Raw genomic sequence first — 22,014 nt, 5'->3', positions numbered from 1 at the left:
AATTGGACCCGTGCCGACACTCATCAACTATTTAACTGCCCAAGGGAATCGATATGTCCGGCCGCCATCCGCTGATCGCTTTTCTCGCCGGTCTTCCGCAATACGAAGCGGTGCCCCTTCGGGATTGCGTCGTCGAATTGAGGACCGGTTGTGTCGTTTCGAAACATGAGCCGCTAGGGAACGAGGAGGAAAGTGCGGGAAAGTTTTGCTCGATCTTCGCTGGCCCGGCGTGAGCGATGGTGCGCCGTATTCCGTGGATGCCTACAAATATCTCGCGCTGCAGGTGCAGGAAGCGGCGAAGCTCGGCTTCGACATGAAACTGTCATCGGAGAGCGCCGAGCGCGCGATGGTCGAAGCTAGCGAATGGCGGCCTCAAACGTAGACGTTCGGGTACACGGAAACGAACGCGGAATACGCTTTGCTCCCTCGCTATTGAGCACACTTTAGTTTCCAACATGTTGCGTGAGCTGTCGAAAACCCGACTCACCAAATGGAGGATCGAATGACGCATGAACCGTTTCAGTCCTGTATTTCAGCATGCGACGCATGTGCGACAGCGTGCGATCACTGTGCCGCCTCTTGCCTTTCCGAACAGCGCGTTGCCGAAATGGCCGAGTGCATCAAAACCGATATCGATTGCGCAGCGGCCTGCCGTTTCGCGTCGGGCGCGATGGCGCGCGGCAGCAAGCGGGCAAGGATGATCTGCGGTATGTGCGCGGATCTCTGCGATGCGTGCGCGCAGGAATGCGAAAAACACGACGCGCAGCACTGCAAGGATTGCGCTGCCGCGTGCCGCTCCTGCGCGAGGGAGTGCCGCGTAATGGCCTCATCGTGAGGTGTATTGCAAACAGTCCGATACCTGATTGAAGGTCGACGATGGATGAATCCACAACGAAGGACGAAGCATTCGAAGAAGCACGGCAACAGATGGTGGATAGCCAGATCGCGTCGCGCGGCGTGCGCGATCCGCGCGTGCTCGATGCAATGCGCGAGGTTCCGCGGCATCTGTTCGTGCTGCCGCAATTGGCCGAGTTCGCCTACAGCGACACCCCGTTGCCGTTGTCCGACGGCCAGACGATTTCGCAGCCGGTGATCGTTGCGCGCATGCTCGAAGCGGCGGAGTTATCGCCTGACGATCGCGTGCTCGACGTCGGCACCGGATCGGGCTATGCGGCGGCCGTCGCGTCGCGTCTCGCCGCGCATGTCGACAGCATCGAGCGTTATGAATCGCTCGCGGATTCCGCGCGGCATACTCTGCAAGAGCACGGCTTTTATAACGTGGATGTGCATCATGCCGACGGCACGCGCGGCTGGCCGGCTTCCGCACCGTTCGATGCGATCATCGCGGCTGCGGGCGGTCCCGATGTGCCGCCGGCGTGGCGCGAGCAATTGGCCATCGGTGGCAGACTGGTGATGCCCGTGGGCGCGTCGATGGAGACGCAGCAGCTCATCAAGGTGACGCGCCGCAGTGACACGGAGTTCGACGAAGAGAACCTCTGGGACGTGCATTTCGTGCCGCTGATCGGCGAACAGGGCTGGCCCGAGGACGGCAATGAAACAACGCCCGCGAAGGAGTTTCGCGAGCCGCCGGGCGGCATGCCTCTGAAGCAATCGCGGCGGCAACCACAGCAACAATCTCCGACCCAAAGACAGCCGCAATCACAGCGGCAGTCACAGCGGCAAGCGCAGCCGCGTAAACAACGACAACCCCAGCCGCTCGCCGGTCTGATCGCCGCTGCCGCGCGCCCGCTGCCCGAGCCCGAAGACGCGAGCTTCGGCGATGCATTCGATCATCTGCGTACGAAGCGCGTCGTGCTGCTTGGCGAATGCAGTCACGGCACCTCCGAGTTCTACCGGGGGCGCGCTGCGATCACGCGGCGCCTCGTCGAGCGGCATGGCTTCAATATTGTCGCCGTCGAAGCCGACTGGCCCGATGCGGCTGTCATTGACGGCTATGTGCGCTCGCGTGAGCCGCGCACCGACGAGCCGCCGTTCCAGCGCTTTCCCGTATGGATGTGGAGAAACGAGGAGTTCGCCGCATTCGTCCGCTGGTTGCGCGCGCATAACGAACGCGCAGCCGATGAACGACGCTGCGGCTTTTACGGCCTCGACATGTACAGCCTGTCCGCGTCAATTGCCGCCGTGCTCGACTATCTGGACCGCACAGATCCCGAAGCAGCGCAGGTCGCGCGTGAACGCTACGGCTGTCTGACACCGTGGCAGAAGGACCCGCAAGTGTACGGACGTGCGGCCTTCTCGGCGGGCTTCGCGACTTGCGAGAACGCGGTGGTCCAGCAGTTGCAAGACCTCTTGCGCAAGCGGCTCGAGCAATCGAACGGCGACAGCGACCGATGGTTCGATGCCGCGCAGAATGCGCGCCTCGTGGCGTCGGCCGAACGCTACTATCGAATCATGTATCGAAGCTCGGCGGATAGCTGGAATCTGCGCGACACGCACATGTTCGAGACGCTCGAGAGCCTGCTCGATTCGCGCGGACCCGACAGCCGCGCGGTGGTGTGGGCGCACAACTCGCACATCGGCAACGCGGCCGCGACGGAAATGGGCCGCGTGCGCAACGAGCTGAACGTTGGACAACTTTGCCGCGAACGTTTCTGCGACACCGCCGCATTGATCGGCTTCGGCACCCACGCAGGCGCGGTCGCCGCGGCGTCTGATTGGGACGGCCCGATGGAAGTCAAGGTTGTGCGGCCTTCGCGTGACGACAGCTATGAGTATCAGTTTCATGCGTCCGGCGAGGCGCGCTGTTTCGTCGATTTGTCGCGCGGTGCCGATGCGCTACTTCGCGAGCGCTTGAATGAGGCGCGGCTCGAACGTTTTATCGGCGTCATCTATCGGCCCGAGACGGAGTTGCATAGTCACTATGCGGAAGCCGTGCTGCCCGAGCAATTCGATGGATACGTATGGTTCGACACGACAACTGCGGTCGAGCCGCTCGCCACGCGCGCAACCGAGCGCGAGCCGGATCTGTATCCGTTCGGCGTATGAAGTTTTCTGGCACGTTCGCTGGCGAGCTTCAGGGCAAAGCCGTGGGGCTTCGATGATGCGCTACTCGACGACCTGTCGACACTCGCCGCGCATGAACTGGCGCATCGTCGAAATCCGCTTTGAAGCGTTGCTGCGGCAGCATGGCCCCGCGTATGACGTGCAGTGCATCGAGCATTCGCGCATGGACGTCGCGAAAACGCGCTTTCCGCTGTTCGCGTTTCGCTGGCTCATGCGCGACCGTTACGACAATGTATCGAAGATCGGCCGCGTGCGCGTGCCGGTTCTCGGATACGGCGGCCTGGCGGATCACGTGATACCGCCCGCCTTGTTTGCCGCACTGTATGCGGCGATCCGCGCGCCGGCGAGACTAATGCTGATCGACCAAGCGAACCACGTCGATGTATGGCAGCGGGGAGGACGTGAACATGTACTGCATTTCCTTCGCGATGTGCACGCGAAAGCGCTACTGTAGGGCCGGATTCTTTGCGCGGGCGCTGCGCAATTCAGGCACCCGTTCAATGTTCCTGACGCGAACGCTGGTCACGTGAGTGCGAGCCGCGATCATGAGAACCGTGGCCGCTCCCATGATGTTCGTGTTCTCCGTGCGCCATCTCGCGCATCATACGGACGCCACCCGTTCGAAAGAAGACTGCCGTCAACACCACGAACACCGTGCCGAAAATGAAGACCGACGCGGACCGCGACGCTGTCTCCAAGCGTACGCAGCAACTGCTTTCCAAGCCGCTGGCCATGGACCATGCCATCCAGCTTGCGTTGCTGAACAACCGGGGACTGCAGGCTTCATACGGCGAACTGGGCATCTCCGAGGCCGACCCGTAAAGCCGGGATTGGGCAGGCGGCCCGCCTAAATGAGGATTCCGCTGTTCGACTGGGGCAGCGCACAGGTTGCGCGCGCCGAGGCCATCTATATGCAGTCGGCGAACCGGCTCGCCCAGACGGCAATCGACGCGCGCTCCGAAGTACGCGAATCGTATTCCGCCTACCTGACGAGCTACGACGTTGCGAAGCACTATCGCGACGAGGTCGTGCCCTTACGCAAGATCGTCTCCGATGAAATGCTGCTGCGCTACAACGGCATGCTCGCCAGCGTGTTCGAGCTACTAGCCGATTCGCGCGATCAGGCGGTCGCCGTCAACGGCTATATCGACGCACTGAAAGACTATTGGCTGGCAGAGACGGAGTTGCAGCAGTCGCTTGGCGGCCGCTTTCCGCCGCTTGCCATGTCGCAAGCTCCGGACGTACCTGACATACACGACGCGCACGATCCCTCGACGCATACAGCGCAATCACAAACAGTAACAAACAGTACCCGCGAACGGCGCGTCCGCGATTTCAGAAGGTAAATGAATATGCTCTCACGTCGAACATTTCTCGGCGGTTCGGGCGCTGCGCTGCTTGGCGCGGCATTGGTCAGCAAGGCCGGTGCGGCGTCGCTGCCGGAAGCGCCCACGATGCAGAAAACCGCTACCCAACCCCCGCTCATGCCGCCCAACGGCCGCCCGTATACACCCGTGGCCACGCTGAACGGCTGGACGCTTCCATGGCGCATGAAGAACGGCTGGAAGGAGTTCCACCTGACGGCAGAGCCGGTCGTGCGCGAAGTGGCGCCCGGCATGAAGGCGAATCTGTGGGGATATAACGGTCAGGCGCCTGGCCCGACCATCGAGGCCGTCGAAGGCGACAAGGTCCGCATCTTCGTCACGAACAAACTGCCGGAACACACGACCGTGCATTGGCAGGGGATGCGGGTCCCGTGCGGAATGGACGGAGTGGGCGGCCTCACGCAACCGCATATTCCGCCCGGCAAGACCTTCGTCTATGAGTTCAAAATGCCGCTGCCCGACAACACGTTGCCGATGATGACCGGCACAGGGCCGTTCGGCGCGCTCGAAATGGGCGGCATGTTTAGCGTCGTGAAGGTGCGAGAGGGGCTCGGCAGGAACGACTACCGCGACCCCGGCTGGTTCAGACATCCGAAAGGGACGGTGGCCTTCGAATACACGGGTGAGCTGCCGGAGAGCTGATTCCGCTCGAAGAGAGCCGGGCTTCGGCCCGGCGAGATTTTAGGCACCGACAAAATAATTTCTCGTGCAATGGAATAGCTGCGCGCCAGCGATGTTTACGCCAGTAACACCGCCTGATCGCTTGCGGCTACCAACCACGAGGTCGCTTTGAGTTACACCACGATTCAACCCGCATGGGTCCGCATCGCACACTGGGTCAACGCACTCGCTGTCGTTCTGATGGTGACGAGCGGCTGGCAGATCTACGACGCATCGCCGGTCTTTCCGGGCTTGCGGTTTCCTTCCGCCATCACATTGGGCGGCTGGCTCGGTGGCGCGTTGCAATGGCATTTCGCGGTGATGTGGATGCTGGTCGCGAACTTTCTCCTGTACGTCGGGCTCAATATTGCTTCCGGACGTCTGCGCACAAAATTGTTGCCCGTGAGTTTCAGGTCGCTTGCGACGGATCTCGCCGCCGCGCTGCGCGGCAAGCTCGGGCATGACGACCTCACGCGGTACAACGCGGTGCAGAAGTTGGCCTACCTTGTCGTTATTGCCGATATTGCGCTCGTCATCGTGTCGGGGCTCACGATATGGAAGCCGGTGCAATTCCCCTTGCTGCGCACGCTAATGGGCGGATACGACAATGCGCGAGTCGTGCATTTCGTCGCCATGGGCGTGCTGGTCGCGTTCTTTGTTGTGCACGTCGCGATGGTCGCGCTGGTGCCGCGCTCGCTCATTGTGATGATTCGGGGACGCTGATCATGAGCTTTCGAAACAGGCCGGAAAAACCCAATACGTTTGCATCGTGTCGCGCCGAATCCATTATCACGGATGCGCGCAACGAACTGAAAAATCCCGCGCGCCGCTTGTTGGGCAAGCGGATTCTCACGCTCGGCGGCATCGCGATGCTGTCAGGCTGCGACCTGTCCAACGACAAATCGGTGAACAGCATGCTGCGCAAAATGTCGTCCTTCAACGACGACGTGCAAGCGCTCCTGTTCAATCCGAACATGCTGGCGCCGACCTATCCCGAGTCGATAATCACGCGGCCATTTCCGTTCAACGCGTTCTACGATATCGACGAGGTGCCCGAAGTCGACGTGGCTACCTACCGGCTCCAGGTAAGCGGCCTCGCGAACGGCAAGCGCGTGTGGACGCTCGGCGAACTGCGCGCGTTACCGCAGCACAGCCAGATCACGCGTCATATCTGCATCGAAGGATGGAGTGCGATCGGCCGGTGGGACGGCGTGCGCTTTGCGGAATTCCTCAAACGCGCGGGCGCCGACATCACGGCGAAATACGTGTCGCTGCATTGCGCGGACAACTACTGGACGAGTATCGACATGCCGACGGCGTTGCATCCGCAGACGCAACTCACACTCGGCTATGACGGGCAGACGCTGCCGCCGAAATACGGTTTCCCGATGAAGCTGCGCATGCCGACCAAGCTCGGCTACAAAAATCCAAAGCATATCGTCGCGATCAGCGTGACGAACGAATATCCCGGTGGTTACTGGGAGAACCAGGGCTACAACTGGTTCGGCGGTTCCTGATGTTCAAGCAGTCCACTTCCGGCTCAGTAGTCCTCTCAGCCGTGCTTTGAGCAGTCCCCTTCAACAGCCCATATGGAGCATTCATGTCTATCCGCCTGAAACTTGGCGTCACGCTTTCGGCGCTGGCCTTTGCCGGTGTCGCGCTCGCTCAGACGCCCGCCGCCAAACCGTCGCGCATTCGCGGCGAGATCGTCGCGCTCGACGGCGACGTGCTGAAGGTGCATCGCCGTAGCGGCGATACGGTATCGGTCGAACTCAAGCCGACTGTTGCCGTGTCGGCGGTCAAGTCGATGCAGCTTTCGGATATCAAGCCGGGCTCGTTCGTCGGCACGGCCGCAACGACCGGCACCGACGGCAAACTGACGGCGACGGAAGTGGTCGTCTTCCCGGAATCCGCGCGCGGCACGGGCGAAGGTCATTACAGTTGGGATCTCGGCCCGAACAGCACGATGACGAATGCGAACGTCGATACGGTTGTTCAGGCGACCAGCGGCAGGAACCTGAAACTGTCGTACAAAGGTGGCAGCAATGACGTGACGGTGCCGCCCAACGTACCCATCGTGACGTTTGCGCCGGCTGCACGCACCGACCTGACGCCAGGCAAGAAAGTGTTCGTGGTGGCAACGGCGGCAGCGCAGGGTGCGTTTGTCGCTCAGCGTGTGGTCGTCGAAAAAGATGGCGTCGCTCCACCGATGTAAGTGCATTGACGCGCAGGAGGGTCGGCCGGTAAGCGTGTATTCCAGCCAATGTGTACGGCCCTCCAATGAGCGGCACGAGGAAGCGCGCGGGGAAGCGCCCGGGAAAGCGCAACACCGCGCGCTCAGCGATTCCCGGCTTAAAGCCCCAGACAAACGGCTCCGGCCGCGACGACCACGCACGCGAGCCAGCGCTTGCCGCTGACCGCTTCGCCGAGAAACACGCGCCCAATCAGCACCGCGAACACCACGCTGGTTTCGCGCAATGCGGAGACGGTGCCCATCGCGCCCGACTGCATCGCCCAGATCACGATGCCATACGCCGCAATCGACACGAGGCCGCCGGCGAGCGATGAGCCGACTGCCATGGGCGTCGCCCGTATCGGTGTCCATAGCGCGGGCAGCCCGCGCATTGCGACGAACAGTAACGGCATTAGCCAATAGAACAGGAACATCCACGCGGTGTAGGCGAGCGCCTCGCCGCCTGACAAACGCACGCCGATGCCGTCGATCACGGTATACAGCGCAATGGTCGCGCCGGTCGTCAGCGCGGCCAGCACGCCCGCGCGCGACACGTGACTGGCTTGCAACGCAAGCGCGATGATGCCTCCCGATATCATCGCGATTCCGAGCGCGTGCAACGGGCTGATCGCCTCATGCGCGAAGAGCGCCGCGCCGAGCGTGACGAGCAGCGGCGATGAGCCGCGCGCAATCGGATAGGCTTGCGCCAGGTCGCCGCGGCGATACGCGCGCACGAGGCTCGCGTTGTAGCCGATATGCACGAGCCCCGATGCGGCGATATACGGCCACGCGGCGGCGGCCGGCCACGGCGTGAATAGAGCGATCGGCGTGCAGACCGCCGCGATGGCGATGCTCATCCACGTCATGGAGAGGAACCGGTCGCGGTTGCCGTGCAGCATCGCGTTCCAGCTTGCATGGAGCACGGCAGCGAAGAGGACGAGACCGCCGGTATAACTGAGCATGCGCGATTCAGGCCGGAGAGCGTGCGAGGCAATGGAGCGTTAGCGAAGGCTCACAGTATTCCATACCGCACTGGCCTTCGCATCGACACTATGCGTATCAGGCAGCGGGCGCGACCGACGCTCCCGCGATCCCATGCCGCGCCAGCGACTCCGCCACGAAACCTGACGCCTTCATCTCTTCGACGAAGCGGTGCAGCGCGGACGCCGCCGCTTCGCCGCGGCTTTTCGGCGTGCCCATTGCCTGTTGAATCACCATGAAGCGCTCGTCGAGCAGCCGCAGGCCGGAAGTCGTTCGCGCGTCGGCTTCGAGTTGCTGCTTCACGCCGGCCGCGACTTCAAGACCCTGTTCGATGAAGGTCTGCACAACCGTCGGCGACGTTGGCGCGCGAACGATCTGCGCGGCCTTCAGTTCGCGCGTGAGAAAAAGATCATAGGCGCTGCCTTTGCCGACAGCGACGCGGTTATGCGGCTGATCGACGTCCTGGTTCGTTCTGACGGGCGAGTTCTCACGCACCAGATAAAAACCTTCGATCGACACATACGGTGCGGTGAACGCGATGGTCTCGCCACGCAAGGGATCAACGGCAAAGAAGCCGAAATCGGCGCGTTCCTCGCTGACCGCCTGCACGGATTTGCCGGCTGCGTCGAACACCACGAGTTCCAGTTCGACACCCAGCTTCGTCGCGAACGCTCTCGCGAGATCGACGGAGACGCCGAACGGCTCGCCGGTTTTTGGATCGTTGTTGGCGAGAATCGGATTGCCAAGATTGATCGACGCGCGCAGCTTGCCTGTCGGCGTGAACGCGGAGAGAACGGATTGATCGATGTTCATGGTGTTCTCGTGCAGGCCGCGCGTTCCGCGGCGGTATCGGGTTAAGGTTCAAGAATCGTTCAACGATCTGCGTCGCAAATGAATCTGGCCGGCGTCGCGCCGATGGCGTGCACGCTTGCGTCAGCACGCACGATACGCACCAGCACCTTGCTTCTGGGGGACAGCGTGTCGGGGACTTCGAGCTTATCACCAGGGAGCAGATCGAGCGTGCCGGATGCACACGGCCAATCTGTTCCCGCGTGTCGCAATCCGCTATATCAACGTCGCATTGCCACAAATCTCCGGCGGCGTTCCTGCCGTAAAGCTGTGGGTCGGTTTCCGATCGCTCATCCCTTTCACAGCTCGATCTTTGCTATCCGGAGGAACGGATCGGGTCAGGCAGCGTGTGACCGCTGTCCGATCCTGTCTCATGCCTATGCGCAGACACATCACCATTCGCGGTGGATTGGCCGCGACGATTGCAGGTTACACGCTGTTGCTGATGCTGGTCATCGTGGCCGGCATTGCCGGCCTTTACGACAGCAGCACCGCATTGCGCGACATGTATCAGGACGACACCGCTTCGCTGCTGCATCTGAAGACGAGTTCCGAGCGTCTGCTGCAACTGCGTGGCGGGCTCGGGGAAACGGAGCAGATCATCAGCGCGGGTCAGCCGGCCAAGGCTGCCATCGCGCAACTGCATGTCCTGCTCGACGCGAGCAATCGCGAACTCGACGCTTACCGCGCACTGCATGTGCCGGATAGCATCGAACAACCGCTCGTCGACGCGATGAACGCGAAGCGTCAGCAACTCCTCAATCAGGTGTTCGAGCGCGCGCTGAAACAGCTCGACGACGACAACCTCGTCGACTTCCTCGCGACGCAGCGTGAGGCACCGGCCGCGCTGTTCGCCGACTATCAGGCGGCCCTCACGGCGCTCGAAAACTATCAGGTCGAACGTGAGAGAGCGCGCTTCGGTCACGCCGAGGCACGCCTTCACATCATGCTGTGGGCGCTCGGGATAACCGGTGGGGTCGCGCTCTTTATCGGCGTGCTGGCGCAGCGCATCCTCGCGCGCGCAATCGTGCAGCCGATCAACATGGCAGTCGATCACTTCGGCCGCATTGCCGACGGCGATCTGACCGGCGCGATTGCCGTACAGCGCAACAACGAAATGGGCTATCTGCTCGACGCGCTCAAAGGCATGCAGAACAGCCTCGTGCAGACGGTTCAGAAAGTGCGGGCGAGCACCGAGGCGATCGTGCACGACGCGCGGGCCATCGCGGGCGGCAGTCTGGACCTGTCGGCGCGCACCGAGCAACATGCCGCGTCGCTTCAGCAGGCTGCGGCGAGCATGGAGCAGTTGACCGCCACCGTTCGTCAGAACGCCGACAATGCACGCAGTGCGGTCGAACTTGCCACGGGCGCCTCGGACATCGCGTCGCGCGGTGGCCAGGTGGTGAATCAGGTGGTCGCCACGATGGATGCCATCTCGGGAAGCTCGAACCGGATCGTCGGCATCGTGGGGGTGATCGAAGGCATCGCGTTTCAGACCAACATTCTGGCGTTGAACGCGGCTGTCGAAGCGGCCCGTGCGGGCGAACAGGGGCGCGGCTTCGCGGTGGTCGCCGCCGAGGTGCGCAACCTCGCGCAGCGCTCGGCGGCGGCCGCGCGAGAGATCAACGAGGTGATCGGCGACTCGACCATCAAGGTCAAGGACGGCAGCACGCTCGTCGCTCGCGCCGGGGCCACCATGGATGAAGTGGTGCAGGCCGTGCGGCGCGTGACCGCCATCATGACCGAGATCAGCCTCGCTTCGAGCGAACAGACCGCCGGCATCGAACTCGTCAATACGAGCGTGACGCAGATGGAGGAAATGACGCAGCACAATTCGGCGCTGGTCGAAGAGGCGTCGGCAGCGGCGGTGTCGCTCGAAGAGCAGAGCCGGGAATTGAACGACGCGGTGGCGGTGTTTCGTTTGAAGGAAGACGTCGCGCTTGCGTAGGGTAGACATCGGTAGGGCGCTTCATGCGATCATCGCGTCGTGCGGTTTTCAGACAAGCCCGCGTCTCATGCCAGCCGCATTAGCCGGCTTTCTTTGACTGAATGGAGCATCCGATGATCGACAACATCACCGTTCGCCGAGTCGACGCGAATGAAGCGGCAGATTGCGTGGACGGACTGGCCGACGTACTGATCGACTGCGTGGAGGGCGGGGCATCGGTAAGTTTCATGCTGCCGATCTCGCGGCAAACGGCAGTGCAGTTCTGGATCAGGGTCGCCGCCGATGTCGCGCGCGGCGAGCGCGTGCTGCTGATCGCGGAACATGAAAATGGCCAGATCGTCGGTACAGTGCAACTGATCACGGCTCTGCCGGAAAACCAGCCGCATCGCGCTGACGTCGCAAAGATGCTCGTGCACCGAAGGGCGCGGCGATGTGGCGTCGCGCAACGGTTGATGGCTGAAGTCGAACGCGTCGCGCGGGAAGAAAAGAAGTCTGTTCTCGTGCTCGATACCGTGACAGGCGGCGACGCCGAGCGGCTTTATGCGCGTGCCGGCTGGGAGCGCGTGGGCACGGTGCCGAACTACGCACTGATGCCCGACGGCGAATTTTGCGCGACGACGTTCTACTGCAAGCAACTTTGATCGACTTGTTCGATGTCGGCAGGACTGGGTCTGCAGGATGGGGAAGCCCGCGCTAGTCCTTTCGCCCACCTTTGCGCGCCTTATCACCACCATCCTCCCCCATCGCGATCTCCGTTACTGGTTTGGCTCATAGGATGATCGCATGGAGCACGCCGCCGGGTTCAGCGGCTTATAGCCGATCTCGCACGAGCCGGCCCGTTGCCGGGTTTGAGCCGGTAATATTCTTTTCGTTGCTACGTTTCAATGTGCGAACGCAGCGAACGAACAACTGTTTCCTGTGTCTCGTGACGCCGTGTTCAGAGGCCGGCCTCGCGCCAGGACGAACAAGGAGGATCGACAGTCATGAACGATAAGCGACACCTGGCACCCGACAGCACTGCAGCGCGCGTCGCTTTATGGCGCGCGCTGCATCTGGAGACAGACGCCCCGCCGCATGTTCTTGAAGACGCAATCGGTCTCAAGCTGTTGGCCCCCGGCGACGATTGGCGCGAGCGCGGCGACATGGACCCGCAGTTCACGCGTCCGTTTCGCGCGTCGATCGTGGCTCGCGCGCGCTTCATCGAGGACCTGGTCGTCGAACAGACCGGCTGGGGGATCACTCAATATGTGATTCTTGGCGCGGGCCTCGACAGCTTCGCGCAGCGCAGGCCGGAGATTGCATCCCGTCTCACCGTTTTCGAGATCGACCAGCCAGGTCCGCAGGCATGGAAGCGTCAGCGGCTGATAGAACTGGGCTTCGGCATTCCGCAATGGCTGCACTTCGTGCCGGCCGATTTCGAGGCGGGCGAAGCATGGCAGGACCGCCTCGTGGCGGAGGGTTTCGACGACAGCAAGCCGGCAATCGTGGTCTCGACGGGGGTCAGCATGTATCTCACCCGCGATGCCAACGCGGCCACTCTGCGCCAGGTCGCGGCATTCGCGCGAGGATCGACGCTTGCCATGACCTTCCTGCTGCCGCTTGACATGGCGGACCCGGAGGTGCGTCCCGGACTAGAGATGGCGGAGAAGGGCGCGCGTGCGAGCGGTACGCCTTTCCTCAGCTTCTTCACGCCGCCGGAGATACTGGCGCTTGCCCGCGACGCCGGCTTCACGGAAGCCCGGCATGTTTCGGCGGCCGATCTCACGCGTCGCTACTTCCCGGACAGGACCGATGGCTTGTGTCCACCGAATAACGCCGAAGAATTACTGGTCGCCAATACCTAAGCTGTCCTGGACGGCGGCGCGCGTCGCAAGGCGCTAATCAGATAAGCAGGCGAATCGCAAGGCCGGCCGCGCCGCAGACGAGCACGACCGGTATCACGCCGACCTTGAAGCGAAACAATGCAATTGCGGCCGCGATCCCGATAACGAGTGACGGCCAGTCGAAGCTCGCATGCCGGCCGTGCGGCCAGAGAACGTGCAACGCGAAAAAGACCGCGAGATTCACGATGACGCCCACCACTGCGGCGGTAATCGCGGTCAGCGGTGCGGTGAATTTCAGATTGCCATGCGTGGTCTCGATGAACGGCCCGCCCAGCAAAATGAACATGAACGACGGCAGGAAAGTGAAGAACGTCACGACCGTCGATGCGGCAACCGCGGACAGCAGTAGCGCATCCGGACCGAAAATCGCCTTGGTCCATCCGCCGACAAAGCCGACGAAGGCCACCACCATGATGAGCGGGCCCGGTGTGGTTTCACCGAGAGCGAGGCCGTCGATCATCTGAAGCCCTGTCAGCCAGTGCTGATGTTCCACCGCGCCCTGGTAGACGTAAGGCAATACGGCGTAAGCACCGCCGAACGTCAGCAGCGCCGCCTTCGTGAAAAACCAGGCCATTTGCGTGAGCGCGCCGTTCCATCCATAAACGGCGGTCAGGGTGCCGATGAGCGCCAACCATACGGCCACGAAGGTCGCGAGGACGATCAGGAAACGCTTCCAGGTAAAGAGCGCATGACGAGGGGTGGGTGTGTCGTCGTCGATGAGCGCGGGGCCGTGAAGCGCTGCCGCCGCATTGTGCTTCCCGCCGATCACGAAGACACCCGGCGCATATTTCCCGCCAACATGACCGATGAGTCCCGCGACGAGAACGATCAACGGGAACGGCACATTGATGGCGAAGATTGCAATGAGCGCCGCCGCGGCGATAGACCACAGCCACCCGTTCTTGAGCGCCCGCGAGCCGATGCGATACGCCGCGAACACGACGATCGCGGTGACCGCCGGCTTGATTCCATACAGCGCACCGGCCACGGCGGGGACGCTGCCGAACACGAGGTAGATCCACGAGAGGCCAATCAGAATAAACAGCGAAGGCAGCACAAACAACCCACCCGCGATCACGCCACCCCACGTGCGATGCATGAGCCAGCCGATGTACGTAGCCAGTTGCTGCGCCTCGGGTCCCGGCAGAACCATGCAATAGTTCAACGCATGCAGAAAGCGCTTTTCCGAAATCCAGCGCTTTCTCTCGACGAGGTCCTGATGCATGAGCGCGATCTGCCCTGCAGGACCGCCGAAGCTGATAAACCCCAGCCGCAGCCAGTACCAGAACGCGGTCGACAGCGAGATGCGCGCAACGTCGTCTTTCATTGAAATATTCCTGTTCGTTTTCAGGCGTTGCGTGTTGCGCGTTGCGCGGCGCGGCACGGCACGGCACGGCACGGCGCGCGCGGCGGGGAACGGCTTGCCTCTGAGGATCGGCGCTGTTGCGCTTCAGCTGGTTGCTTGTTCAGCAGCGCGTTGCTGGATTGTGACGCACGGCGGCGCCGCCAGGCAGTCTGGCAGTCTAAAAGCCGCGGTTTCAGCTGAAATTGTTGCGTCCGCCAATATTTGCACCTTTTCATGCAATTCCACGTTGCTGCTGATACTGTATGAATGTACAGTACTGTACATAGGTGGGACGCGAGCGAAAGCGTTTCTGGTGGGGGCGGCGGAGTGGTTCGGGGAGGGCCCTTGGCCGCCCGCCAGTTCAACCTGAAGGAGCGTTCGTGTAGATGCCGGCTTTAAGCACGCAGGAGCAAGATGCCTGAACAACTGTGGCTACCCGGGCTCGAGGCGCCGCCCACGCCAACAGACGGTCTGTTTTTCGCCGTCTTTCCGGACGCCAATACGGCGACGAACATTTCGAACCTCGCGCAACGGCTTTGTGGGGAGACACGTGCCCGCAGCAAGCCGCTCTCGGCGAGTCGTTTGCACGTCACGCTGCACCACCTCGGTATTTTTGCGGGCGGGCTGCCGCCGGCTTGCGTCGACGCGGCGATGCGAGCGGCCGGGGCGATCTGCATGGCACCATTTACCGTGGAATTCGATACGGTGGTCAGCTTTGCTTCGAAACCACGGCCGGGGCCATCGGTGTTGACGGGGAGCGAAGGCGTCGTCGGTCTGCATGCGCTTCACGACGCGCTGGGACACGCGTTGAAGGACTGTGGTCTTGAAACGCGTGCGGCTTCGGCAGCAATGGCTTACGAGCCGCATGTCACGTTGGCTTATGGCTTGCCTTGGGCTGCCGCGCGCCCGGTCGAGCCGATCTGCTGGAACGTGCGCGGCTTTGCGTTAATACACAGTTTGCTGGGGCGTACCCGGCACATTGTGCTGGCGCGCTGGCCGCTAGAAGGTGTCGGGCTCTAGCGGCATGAGTGCGCCGGTTCACATGCCGTGAAGCCGCAAGGCCCAGCGCGCGTAGGCGCCCGGAGCCGCATGCCGGCCGCGCAACAGCCGGCGAAGCCGCCGCTTGCTCCGGCACCATCGCATAAAACGCCGCAGGCGGAAAGTAATGCGGACATGGGGACGCCTTTGCGTCCCCCGACACGCGAAATCCGCAAAGCCGGTGAGAGAACGGACGGGGCAGATCGGGCGATAGACGGACGGCGAGCCCGCGTGCGCACCCTGATAGAATGCTTGGGCCGCAACGTAGTGGATTGCAGATGAGATTGCTTGATGCGTTAGTCGAACAGCGTATTGCCGCCGCAGCCGCGCGCGGTGAGTTCGACGATTTGCCGGGCGCGGGTGCGCCGCTCAGCCTGGACGACGATGCACTAGTCCCGGAAGAAGTGCGCGTCGCCAACCGGATCCTGAAAAATGCGGGCTTCGTGCCGCCCGCTGTCGAGCAGCTACGCGCGTTGCGCGACCTGCAAGCCGAGTTGAATGCCGTGAGCGATAGCGCCGCCCGTTGCCGTCTCCAGGCTCGTATGCTGGCGCTCGATATGGCGCTTGAATCGCTGCGCGGGGGCCCTTTGATGCTGCCGCGCGAGTATTGCCGTCGGATTGCCGAGCGGCTGTCGGAGCGTGCCGGTAACGAGAATGCGTCCGGCGGGGAAAGCTTCAGCGTGGATACTTCCGGCGCAGGAACGTGGTGAGCGAGCCTGTCATCCGCAGCGGCGCGCGTGACGCGGACCCGATCGAGGCCGGAAAAGCCTTGGACCAGCCTGTTACCACAACGAGTTGTGCTGGCGCTATCGTCGGCGGTTCAGCGGTAGGCGATCCGGGCGCTGCCTCCGCCGCGCGGGATTGCGCCTCGGCGCCCGGAGAGCGGCTCCGGCATTCCGCTGTGTCAGAGCCGGCTGTGTCAGCAGAGCCCGCCTTGTCCGTTCCGGCCCAGTTGGGCCCAGCAATGTCAGAGCCAACCATGTCTGAGCCAGCCGTCCTGGAGTCAGCCGCGTCTGAGCCAGCCATCTCTGAGCCAGCCATCTCTGAGCCAGCCATCTCTGAATCGGCCGTCTCTGAGCGCGACCGCCGGTTCATGGCGCTTGCGCAGGTCGCCGCCGAAGAAGCGCGCGCAGCCGGCGAAGTGCCCGTGGGCGCGGTGCTCGTGCGCGGCGACGAAGTGATCGCGAAAGGTTTCAACCACCCGATCGGCGCACACGATCCTTCGGCCCACGCGGAAATGGTCGCGTTGCGCGCCGCTGCGAATATCGCCCGGAATTACCGCCTGCCCGGCTGCGAACTGTATGTGACGCTCGAACCGTGTCTGATGTGCGCTGGCGCGATCATGCACGCGCGCATCGCCCGGGTCGTGTTCGGCGCACGCGATCCGAAAACGGGCGCTTGCGGCAGCGTCGTCGACGCTTTCGCGAACCCGCAGTTGAATCATCACACGGTCGTAACCGGCGGCGTGCTTGAAAGCGAATGCGGCGCCGCACTGAAGTCTTTTTTTGCCGAGCGGCGGCGCGCGAGCCGCGAGGCGCGAGCAGCGGCTCGCGTGGCCGTCGGCGGCGAAACAGACCCGGCCGAGCCGGTCTGAAAACTACAGCCTTCGCAGAAACCGCTCCCCGAAACCGCTCCCCGAAACCGCTCCCCGAAACCGCTCCCCGAAACCGCTCCAAACCTCCAAACAATACCAAGCAGGTTTTGCCCCATGACGACCCACCGTACTTTCGATCTGATTGCGCCGTCCGGTTATCCGAATGACACCGAGGTGCTGCATCGCGCGTTGCAGCGCCTGCGCGCGCAAGGACATCGCGTGGAAGGGGTGGAGGCGACGCAGCGCCGTTATCAGCGCTTCGGCGGCACCGACGGCGAGCGCGCGGCGGACCTGAACCGGCTCGCGGATGCGTCGCGTCCCTTGCCGGACATTGTGCTGACCGTGCGCGGCGGGTACGGCGCTGTACGCATTCTTCACGGGCTGGATTACGACGGGCTGCAACGTCGGCTGACGGGCCAACCGGTGGCGCTGGTCGGCCACAGCGATTTCACGGCGATCCAGCTTGCGCTGCTCGCGCGCGCGGACCTTAAAACGTTCGGCGGCCCAATGTTGATGAGCGACTTCGGCGCCGAACATGTCAGCGAATTCACGATGCAGCATTTCTGGTCGGCGCTGACGAAGCCGACCATGACGATCGCGCGAAAAGTGCCGCAAGCGCATGCGGTGGACGTCTCCGGCATGTTGTGGGGCGGCAATCTGGCGGTGCTCACGTCGCTGATCGGCACGCCCTATATGCCGCCCGTGGAGGGGGGCATCCTATTCGTCGAGGACGTCAATGAGCAGCCGTTTCGCATCGAGCGAATGCTGTATCAACTGCATTTGTCGGGCATTCTCGCGCAGCAACAGGCGCTCGTGCTCGGCGACTTTTCCGGGGCCAAGCCCTACGACTACGACAATGGCTACGACCTGCACGCGATGGTCGAGCATGTCAGGTCCGTGATCGGCATTCCGATCGTCACCGGCTTGCAGTTTGGCCACGTGCCGGACATGGTGACGCTGCCGGTCGGCGCGGACGCGCACCTCGTCTCCGACGCCAACGGGTTCAAGCTGACGTTATCGAACTATCCGTGCTTGCGCTGAATGATCGGGCAGGCAAGCGGGCGTTTGCCCGCTTTTTATCGGTGCGTTTAGGCAACTAACGGTCAGCATTTGCGACGCGCAGGCAAGTCGTAGGCGCGGCGCGAGCTTGCCCGTTTTGTCGACAAAAACGGTCCGTCACAAATGGTGACCGCCGTATCTGGTCAGGCTCTGCCCTCGGCTGCACAAGGCTTCTGGCCCACATGCGGCATCCGCCGCTAAATACTCCCGCCAGGATTGTCGATAACAATTATAAAAATTGTTGACAATCTTTATGTCCATCCTATTATGGCCAACATACCCAGAGACACACCATGTCCGACGCCGAATCCACAACCGCAAATAGTTCGAAGCCCGAAGCGATCGCCGAGCGCATCCGCGCCGCGATCCTCGAGCATCGGCTGGCGCCGGGCGCCAAGCTGACCGAAGCGCAGTTATGCGAAGTGTTCGGCGTGAAGCGTGGTCCGATCCGGCAAGCGTTGGCGCAACTGGCGACCGACCATCTCGTCGATCTCGAGCCGAACCGCGGCGCGTTTGTCGCGAGTCCTTCGCTCCAGGAAGTGCATGAGGTGTTCGAAATGCGCCGCATCATCGAACTGGCCGTGGTCGAAAAGATTTGCGGCGGACACGGCATGCGGCGCCTGAAAAGCATCGGCAGCATGATCGGCCGTGAGCGCAAAGCGTTTGAGACGCGCGACTTTTCGTCGTGGATTCGTCTGTCCGGCGAGTTCCACACGGAACTGGCGCAGCTTACGGGCAACACGGTGCTGTGCGACTGTCTGAACGGACTGGTGGCGCGCTCCACGCTGATTTCGGCGCTGTACGAGTCACTCGGACGCAGCCCCTGTTCGTTCGAGGACCACGAAGCGATTCTCGCCGCGCTCGACGCCGGCGATGCAAAAGAGGCGGCGGCGTTGATGTCGCGCCATCTGCAAAGCGTCGAGTTGAAGATGCTGGAGCGGCCCGCGCGTGGCGCAGCCGATCTGCATGAAGTATTCGGCGCGCTTAACGGCGCCGAGAAAGAGTTATCCAAAGAGTCATCCAAAGACAAGTCCGCGCCAAGCTGAGGCAAGCGGCCGGCGTGCGCCCGTTGCTGGTGCGCGCCGCACTGAACTGAACCGGATTAATCGAGCGTTGCAAGGCGGCCCTGCGCGGGCGCTGCCAGCTTGGGCACGCACGTCCGTCGCTTTGCGATGGACCTCTAAAGCAGTAACGCATTGCCGGCATCCGCGGAAGGCCTGCAATGCGACAACCACAAGTACTTCAGTACGGAGACAACCGCGGCATGGCCATAGCGGCGGCACGAGCCTCTTTCGCCCGAACGTGCAGAGGGGCGAGAGGGTAAGAGGCGCGAGAGGGCGCCACTGAGCCGCAACTGGCATGGCCAATGCAATGCCCTTCGATTCGCAATCGACGGTCCCATCCCAAGGAGGAATCATGGCTCAGTTCAGTGCAGCGCCCGGCAGTTCCGCAATCCCCCCTTACGCAGACGGCGGCGCGTCCGGCGATCCATCGCTGCCGGCCGGCTATAGCGAGCGGTTATACAACGAGGACCTCGCGCCGTTGCGTCACCAGACCTGGGGCGCCTACAACATCTTCGCGTTCTGGATGTCGGACGTGCACAGCGTCGGCGGTTATGTGTTCGCGGGCAGTCTGTTCGCGCTCGGGCTGACGAGCTGGCAAGTGCTGATCGCGCTGCTGGTCGGCATCGCGATCGTCAACGTGCTGTGCAACATGATTGCGAAGCCGAGTCAGGCGAACGGCGTGCCGTACCCGGTGGCGTGCCGTGCGACCTTCGGCGTGCTCGGCGCCAACATTCCGGCGGTGATTCGCGGGCTGATTGCGGTCGCGTGGTACGGCATTCAGACGTACCTTGCTTCGAGCGCGCTGGTGATCGTCGTGCTGAAGTTCGTCCCGCAGTTGCTGCCGTATGCGGACGTTCATCACCACGGCTTCATGGGGCTGTCGACGCTCGGCTGGTCCGGTTTCATGCTGCTGTGGGTGTTGCAGGCACTGGTGTTCTGGCACGGCATGGAGACGATCAAGAAGTTCATCGACTTCGCGGGTCCTGCGGTTTATGTGGTGATGTTCATTCTCGCGGGCTACATGGTGTATCGCGCGGGGTGGCGCAACATCGGCATTAACCTGGGTGGCGTCAAGTATCACGGCATGCAGGTCTTGCCGGTGATGATCACCGCGACCTCGCTGGTGGTGTCGTACTTCTCGGGACCGATGCTGAATTTCGGCGACTTCTCCCGCTACGGCAAGAGCTTTCGGAGCGTGCAGAGCGGCAACTTCTGGGGACTGCCGGTCAACTTCCTCGCTTTCTCGCTGGTGACGGTGATCACGACCGCAGCCACGCTGCCGGTATTCGGCGAACTGATCACGGACCCTGTCGAAACCGTGGGCCGCATCGACTATCCGACCGCGGTGATTCTCGGTGCGCTGACCTTCACGATTGCGACCATCGGCATCAACATTGTGGCGAACTTCGTGTCGCCGGCCTTCGACTTCTCCAACGTCGCGCCGCGGCTCATTAGCTGGCGCGCGGGCGGCATGCTCGCGGCGGTCGCGTCGATTTTCATCACGCCGTGGAATCTCTTCAACAACCCGGCCGTGATCCATTACACGCTGGACGTGCTCGGCAGCTTCATCGGGCCTTTGTACGGAGTTCTGATCGTCGATTACTACCTCGTGAAGCGCCAGAAGATCGTGCTCGACGATTTGTATAGCGTCGCGCCCACGGGTTCGTACTGGTATCGCAACGGCGTCAACTATCGGGCGGTTGCCGCGCTGTTGCCGGCCGCTGTCATCGCCGTGCTGTGCGTGATGGTGCCTTCGCTCGACGGCATGGCGAATTTCTCGTGGTTTATTGGCGCGGGCCTTGGGGCGCTGTTTTATCGCATGCTCGCGCGCTAAAGTAAGTGCTTTGCAAGAGGCCGGAGTAAGTGCTTTTGCATGGGACCTGAGTAACGCGCTAAAGCGCGAACTCGGGTCGACGGCTAAAGCGCGAACTCTGGCCAACATTGGAGTCGATATGCGCATCAAACTTATCAATCCGAACACGACCCAACGCATGACCGATGCAATGGGCCGCTGCGCGCGCGAAGTGGCCGCGCCGGGCACGGAGGTGATCGCGGTCAGTCCGACGATGGGGCCGCCATCCATAGAAGGCTATTACGACGAAGCGCTCGCGACGCCGGGCTTGCTCGCCGAAGTGATGGCCGGCGAGCGCGAGGGCTGCGACGGCTACGTGATCGCCTGTTTCGGCGACCCCGGTCTGTACGCGGCACGTGAACTCGCGCGCGGGCCGGTGGTCGGCATCGCGGAGGCGGCGATGCACGCGGCGAGCGTGCTGGCGCCCGGTTTCTCGGTGGTCACGACGCTCGCGCGCACTTGTGGGATGGCGTGGCACCTCGCCGAGCGCTACGGCATGCGGCGTTTTTGCCGTAACGTTCGCGCGACCGACGTCGCTGTGCTCGATCTCGACAAGCCCGGCTCGGCGGCGCGTCGCATCATCCTCGATGAATGCCGCCGCGCGCTTGCCGAAGACGGTTCCGACGCGATCGTGCTCGGCTGCGCCGGCATGGCCGAGCTGTGCGCGGAGATCGAGGACGCGCTCGGCGCGCCGGTGATCGAAGGCGTAACGGCGGCCGTTAAGTGGACCGAGGCGCTGATCTCGCTGCGTCTCTCGACAGCCAAGCGCGGTGACTATGCGCGGCCGCTTCCCAAGCACTACGACGGCGCCCTTGAATCGTTCAGTCCGCCTGCCACTGATCCGAACCCGGCGCCGCCGCGCGCCTCGCCGATTCGCTGCGGGTAAACACCAGCGAATCCGAGCCGCACATACATTCAGTCTGACACGCACTATCTGCCCGGGTGTATGGGCGCACCCGGGCGTTTTCGCTACACTGGTCCAACTCGGCGCGGGCTGCCCGATGTGTTTTCGGATGCTGGCGCGGCTCCCGCCGCTGTCACGTCAGGCACGGTCTTCAGCGGCTTTCGCAGCGCGCCTTGCGAGCCACAACGTATCGTC

General features: G+C 62.7%; 21 protein-coding genes and 1 pseudogene. 19 read left to right on the top strand and 3 right to left on the bottom strand.

Translation table 11 applies throughout. The annotated features are described in order from the left end of the window. The first annotated feature begins 205 nt into the window (after window positions 1-205). The 9 genes and pseudogenes from C0Z16_RS37775 (at window position 206) to C0Z16_RS17270 (ending at window position 7,284) form a co-directional block, all read left to right on the top strand. A complete protein-coding gene (locus C0Z16_RS37775) occupies window positions 206-382 on the top strand; it encodes a hypothetical protein (RefSeq protein WP_158244496.1) in 177 nt (58 codons plus the stop codon). 494 nt (window positions 383-876) lie between these two features. Continuing rightward, window positions 877-3,006: a protein-L-isoaspartate(D-aspartate) O-methyltransferase gene (locus C0Z16_RS17305; RefSeq protein WP_102633342.1), complete on the top strand. Its 2,130-nt coding sequence runs from the start codon at window positions 877-879 to the stop codon at window positions 3,004-3,006. 91 nt (window positions 3,007-3,097) lie between these two features. Further along, window positions 3,098-3,478: an alpha/beta hydrolase family protein gene (locus C0Z16_RS17300; protein ID WP_146014319.1), complete on the top strand. Its 381-nt coding sequence runs from the start codon at window positions 3,098-3,100 to the stop codon at window positions 3,476-3,478. Between the two features lie 209 nt (window positions 3,479-3,687). Continuing rightward, a complete protein-coding gene (locus C0Z16_RS37770) occupies window positions 3,688-3,846 on the top strand; it encodes a hypothetical protein (protein WP_158244495.1) in 159 nt (52 codons plus the stop codon). 29 nt (window positions 3,847-3,875) lie between these two features. Then, window positions 3,876-4,370 (top strand): annotated as a pseudogene (locus C0Z16_RS17290) (TolC family protein); the annotation flags it as partial. Further along, complete coding sequence (locus tag C0Z16_RS17285) at window positions 4,371-5,051, top strand: multicopper oxidase domain-containing protein (RefSeq protein ID WP_167403533.1); 681 nt, start codon at window positions 4,371-4,373, stop codon at window positions 5,049-5,051. A gap of 147 nt (window positions 5,052-5,198) precedes the next feature. Continuing rightward, window positions 5,199-5,792 (top strand): cytochrome b/b6 domain-containing protein, encoded by a 594-nt coding sequence (locus tag C0Z16_RS17280; protein ID WP_102633339.1) that lies wholly within the window; start codon window positions 5,199-5,201, stop codon window positions 5,790-5,792. A 2-nt stretch (window positions 5,793-5,794) separates the two neighbouring features. Continuing rightward, window positions 5,795-6,586, top strand: a complete 792-nt coding sequence (locus C0Z16_RS17275) for a molybdopterin-dependent oxidoreductase (RefSeq protein ID WP_102633338.1) — start codon at window positions 5,795-5,797, stop codon at window positions 6,584-6,586. A gap of 83 nt (window positions 6,587-6,669) precedes the next feature. Continuing rightward, window positions 6,670-7,284 (top strand): hypothetical protein, encoded by a 615-nt coding sequence (locus C0Z16_RS17270; RefSeq protein ID WP_102633337.1) that lies wholly within the window; start codon window positions 6,670-6,672, stop codon window positions 7,282-7,284. 137 nt (window positions 7,285-7,421) lie between these two features. Here C0Z16_RS17270 and C0Z16_RS17265 read toward each other — a convergent pair whose 3' ends face one another. Further along, window positions 7,422-8,264, bottom strand: coding sequence for a DMT family transporter (locus tag C0Z16_RS17265; RefSeq protein WP_102633336.1), 843 nt, complete (start codon window positions 8,262-8,264; stop codon window positions 7,422-7,424). 97 nt (window positions 8,265-8,361) lie between these two features. Beyond that, window positions 8,362-9,096 (bottom strand): ABC transporter substrate-binding protein, encoded by a 735-nt coding sequence (locus tag C0Z16_RS17260; RefSeq protein ID WP_102633335.1) that lies wholly within the window; start codon window positions 9,094-9,096, stop codon window positions 8,362-8,364. 415 nt (window positions 9,097-9,511) lie between these two features. On the opposite strand from C0Z16_RS17260, the gene C0Z16_RS17250 reads away from it, so the two are divergent. The 3 genes from C0Z16_RS17250 (at window position 9,512) to C0Z16_RS17240 (ending at window position 12,924) form a co-directional block, all read left to right on the top strand. Next, window positions 9,512-11,080, top strand: coding sequence for a methyl-accepting chemotaxis protein (locus C0Z16_RS17250; protein ID WP_102633333.1), 1,569 nt, complete (start codon window positions 9,512-9,514; stop codon window positions 11,078-11,080). A gap of 113 nt (window positions 11,081-11,193) precedes the next feature. After that, entirely contained in the window at window positions 11,194-11,721 is a 528-nt protein-coding gene (locus C0Z16_RS17245) for a GNAT family N-acetyltransferase (protein ID WP_102633332.1), read from the top strand. A gap of 342 nt (window positions 11,722-12,063) precedes the next feature. Beyond that, complete coding sequence (locus tag C0Z16_RS17240) at window positions 12,064-12,924, top strand: class I SAM-dependent methyltransferase (RefSeq protein WP_102633331.1); 861 nt, start codon at window positions 12,064-12,066, stop codon at window positions 12,922-12,924. A 37-nt stretch (window positions 12,925-12,961) separates the two neighbouring features. Here C0Z16_RS17240 and chrA read toward each other — a convergent pair whose 3' ends face one another. Further along, the gene (gene chrA, locus C0Z16_RS17235; RefSeq protein WP_102633330.1) at window positions 12,962-14,290 is read right to left on the bottom strand and encodes a chromate efflux transporter; all 1,329 of its coding nucleotides are present in this window, start codon (window positions 14,288-14,290) and stop codon (window positions 12,962-12,964) included. Window positions 14,291-14,722: 432 nt separating this feature from the next. Between chrA and C0Z16_RS17230 the strand changes: the two genes are divergently transcribed. The 7 genes from C0Z16_RS17230 to C0Z16_RS17200 all read left to right on the top strand — a co-directional run bounded on the left by C0Z16_RS17230 (window position 14,723) and on the right by C0Z16_RS17200 (window position 21,801). After that, window positions 14,723-15,328 carry a 2'-5' RNA ligase family protein gene (locus tag C0Z16_RS17230; RefSeq protein ID WP_102633329.1) on the top strand — a complete coding sequence of 202 codons (606 nt, stop codon included), beginning with the start codon at window positions 14,723-14,725 and terminating at the stop codon, window positions 15,326-15,328. A 296-nt stretch (window positions 15,329-15,624) separates the two neighbouring features. After that, a complete protein-coding gene (locus tag C0Z16_RS17225) occupies window positions 15,625-16,056 on the top strand; it encodes a DnaJ family domain-containing protein (RefSeq protein WP_102633328.1) in 432 nt (143 codons plus the stop codon). A 269-nt stretch (window positions 16,057-16,325) separates the two neighbouring features. After that, on the top strand, window positions 16,326-16,940 hold the full coding sequence (gene tadA / locus C0Z16_RS17220) for a tRNA adenosine(34) deaminase TadA (RefSeq protein ID WP_102633327.1): 615 nt from the start codon (window positions 16,326-16,328) through the stop codon (window positions 16,938-16,940). 114 nt (window positions 16,941-17,054) lie between these two features. Continuing rightward, window positions 17,055-17,981: a muramoyltetrapeptide carboxypeptidase gene (gene ldcA, locus C0Z16_RS17215; RefSeq protein WP_102633326.1), complete on the top strand. Its 927-nt coding sequence runs from the start codon at window positions 17,055-17,057 to the stop codon at window positions 17,979-17,981. 311 nt (window positions 17,982-18,292) lie between these two features. Continuing rightward, the gene (locus C0Z16_RS17210; RefSeq protein ID WP_102633325.1) at window positions 18,293-19,045 is read left to right on the top strand and encodes a GntR family transcriptional regulator; all 753 of its coding nucleotides are present in this window, start codon (window positions 18,293-18,295) and stop codon (window positions 19,043-19,045) included. A gap of 370 nt (window positions 19,046-19,415) precedes the next feature. Then, the gene (locus C0Z16_RS17205) at window positions 19,416-20,897 is read left to right on the top strand and encodes an NCS1 family nucleobase:cation symporter-1 (RefSeq protein ID WP_102633324.1); all 1,482 of its coding nucleotides are present in this window, start codon (window positions 19,416-19,418) and stop codon (window positions 20,895-20,897) included. A gap of 118 nt (window positions 20,898-21,015) precedes the next feature. Further along, entirely contained in the window at window positions 21,016-21,801 is a 786-nt protein-coding gene (locus tag C0Z16_RS17200; RefSeq protein WP_102633323.1) for an aspartate/glutamate racemase family protein, read from the top strand. Window positions 21,802-22,014: the final 213 nt, after the last annotated feature.

Source organism: Paraburkholderia rhynchosiae (assembly GCF_002879865.1).
GTDB lineage: Bacteria > Pseudomonadota > Gammaproteobacteria > Burkholderiales > Burkholderiaceae > Paraburkholderia > Paraburkholderia rhynchosiae.
Note: the sequence above shows the minus strand (reverse complement) of the source record. Positions and strands in the feature narration are given on the sequence as shown.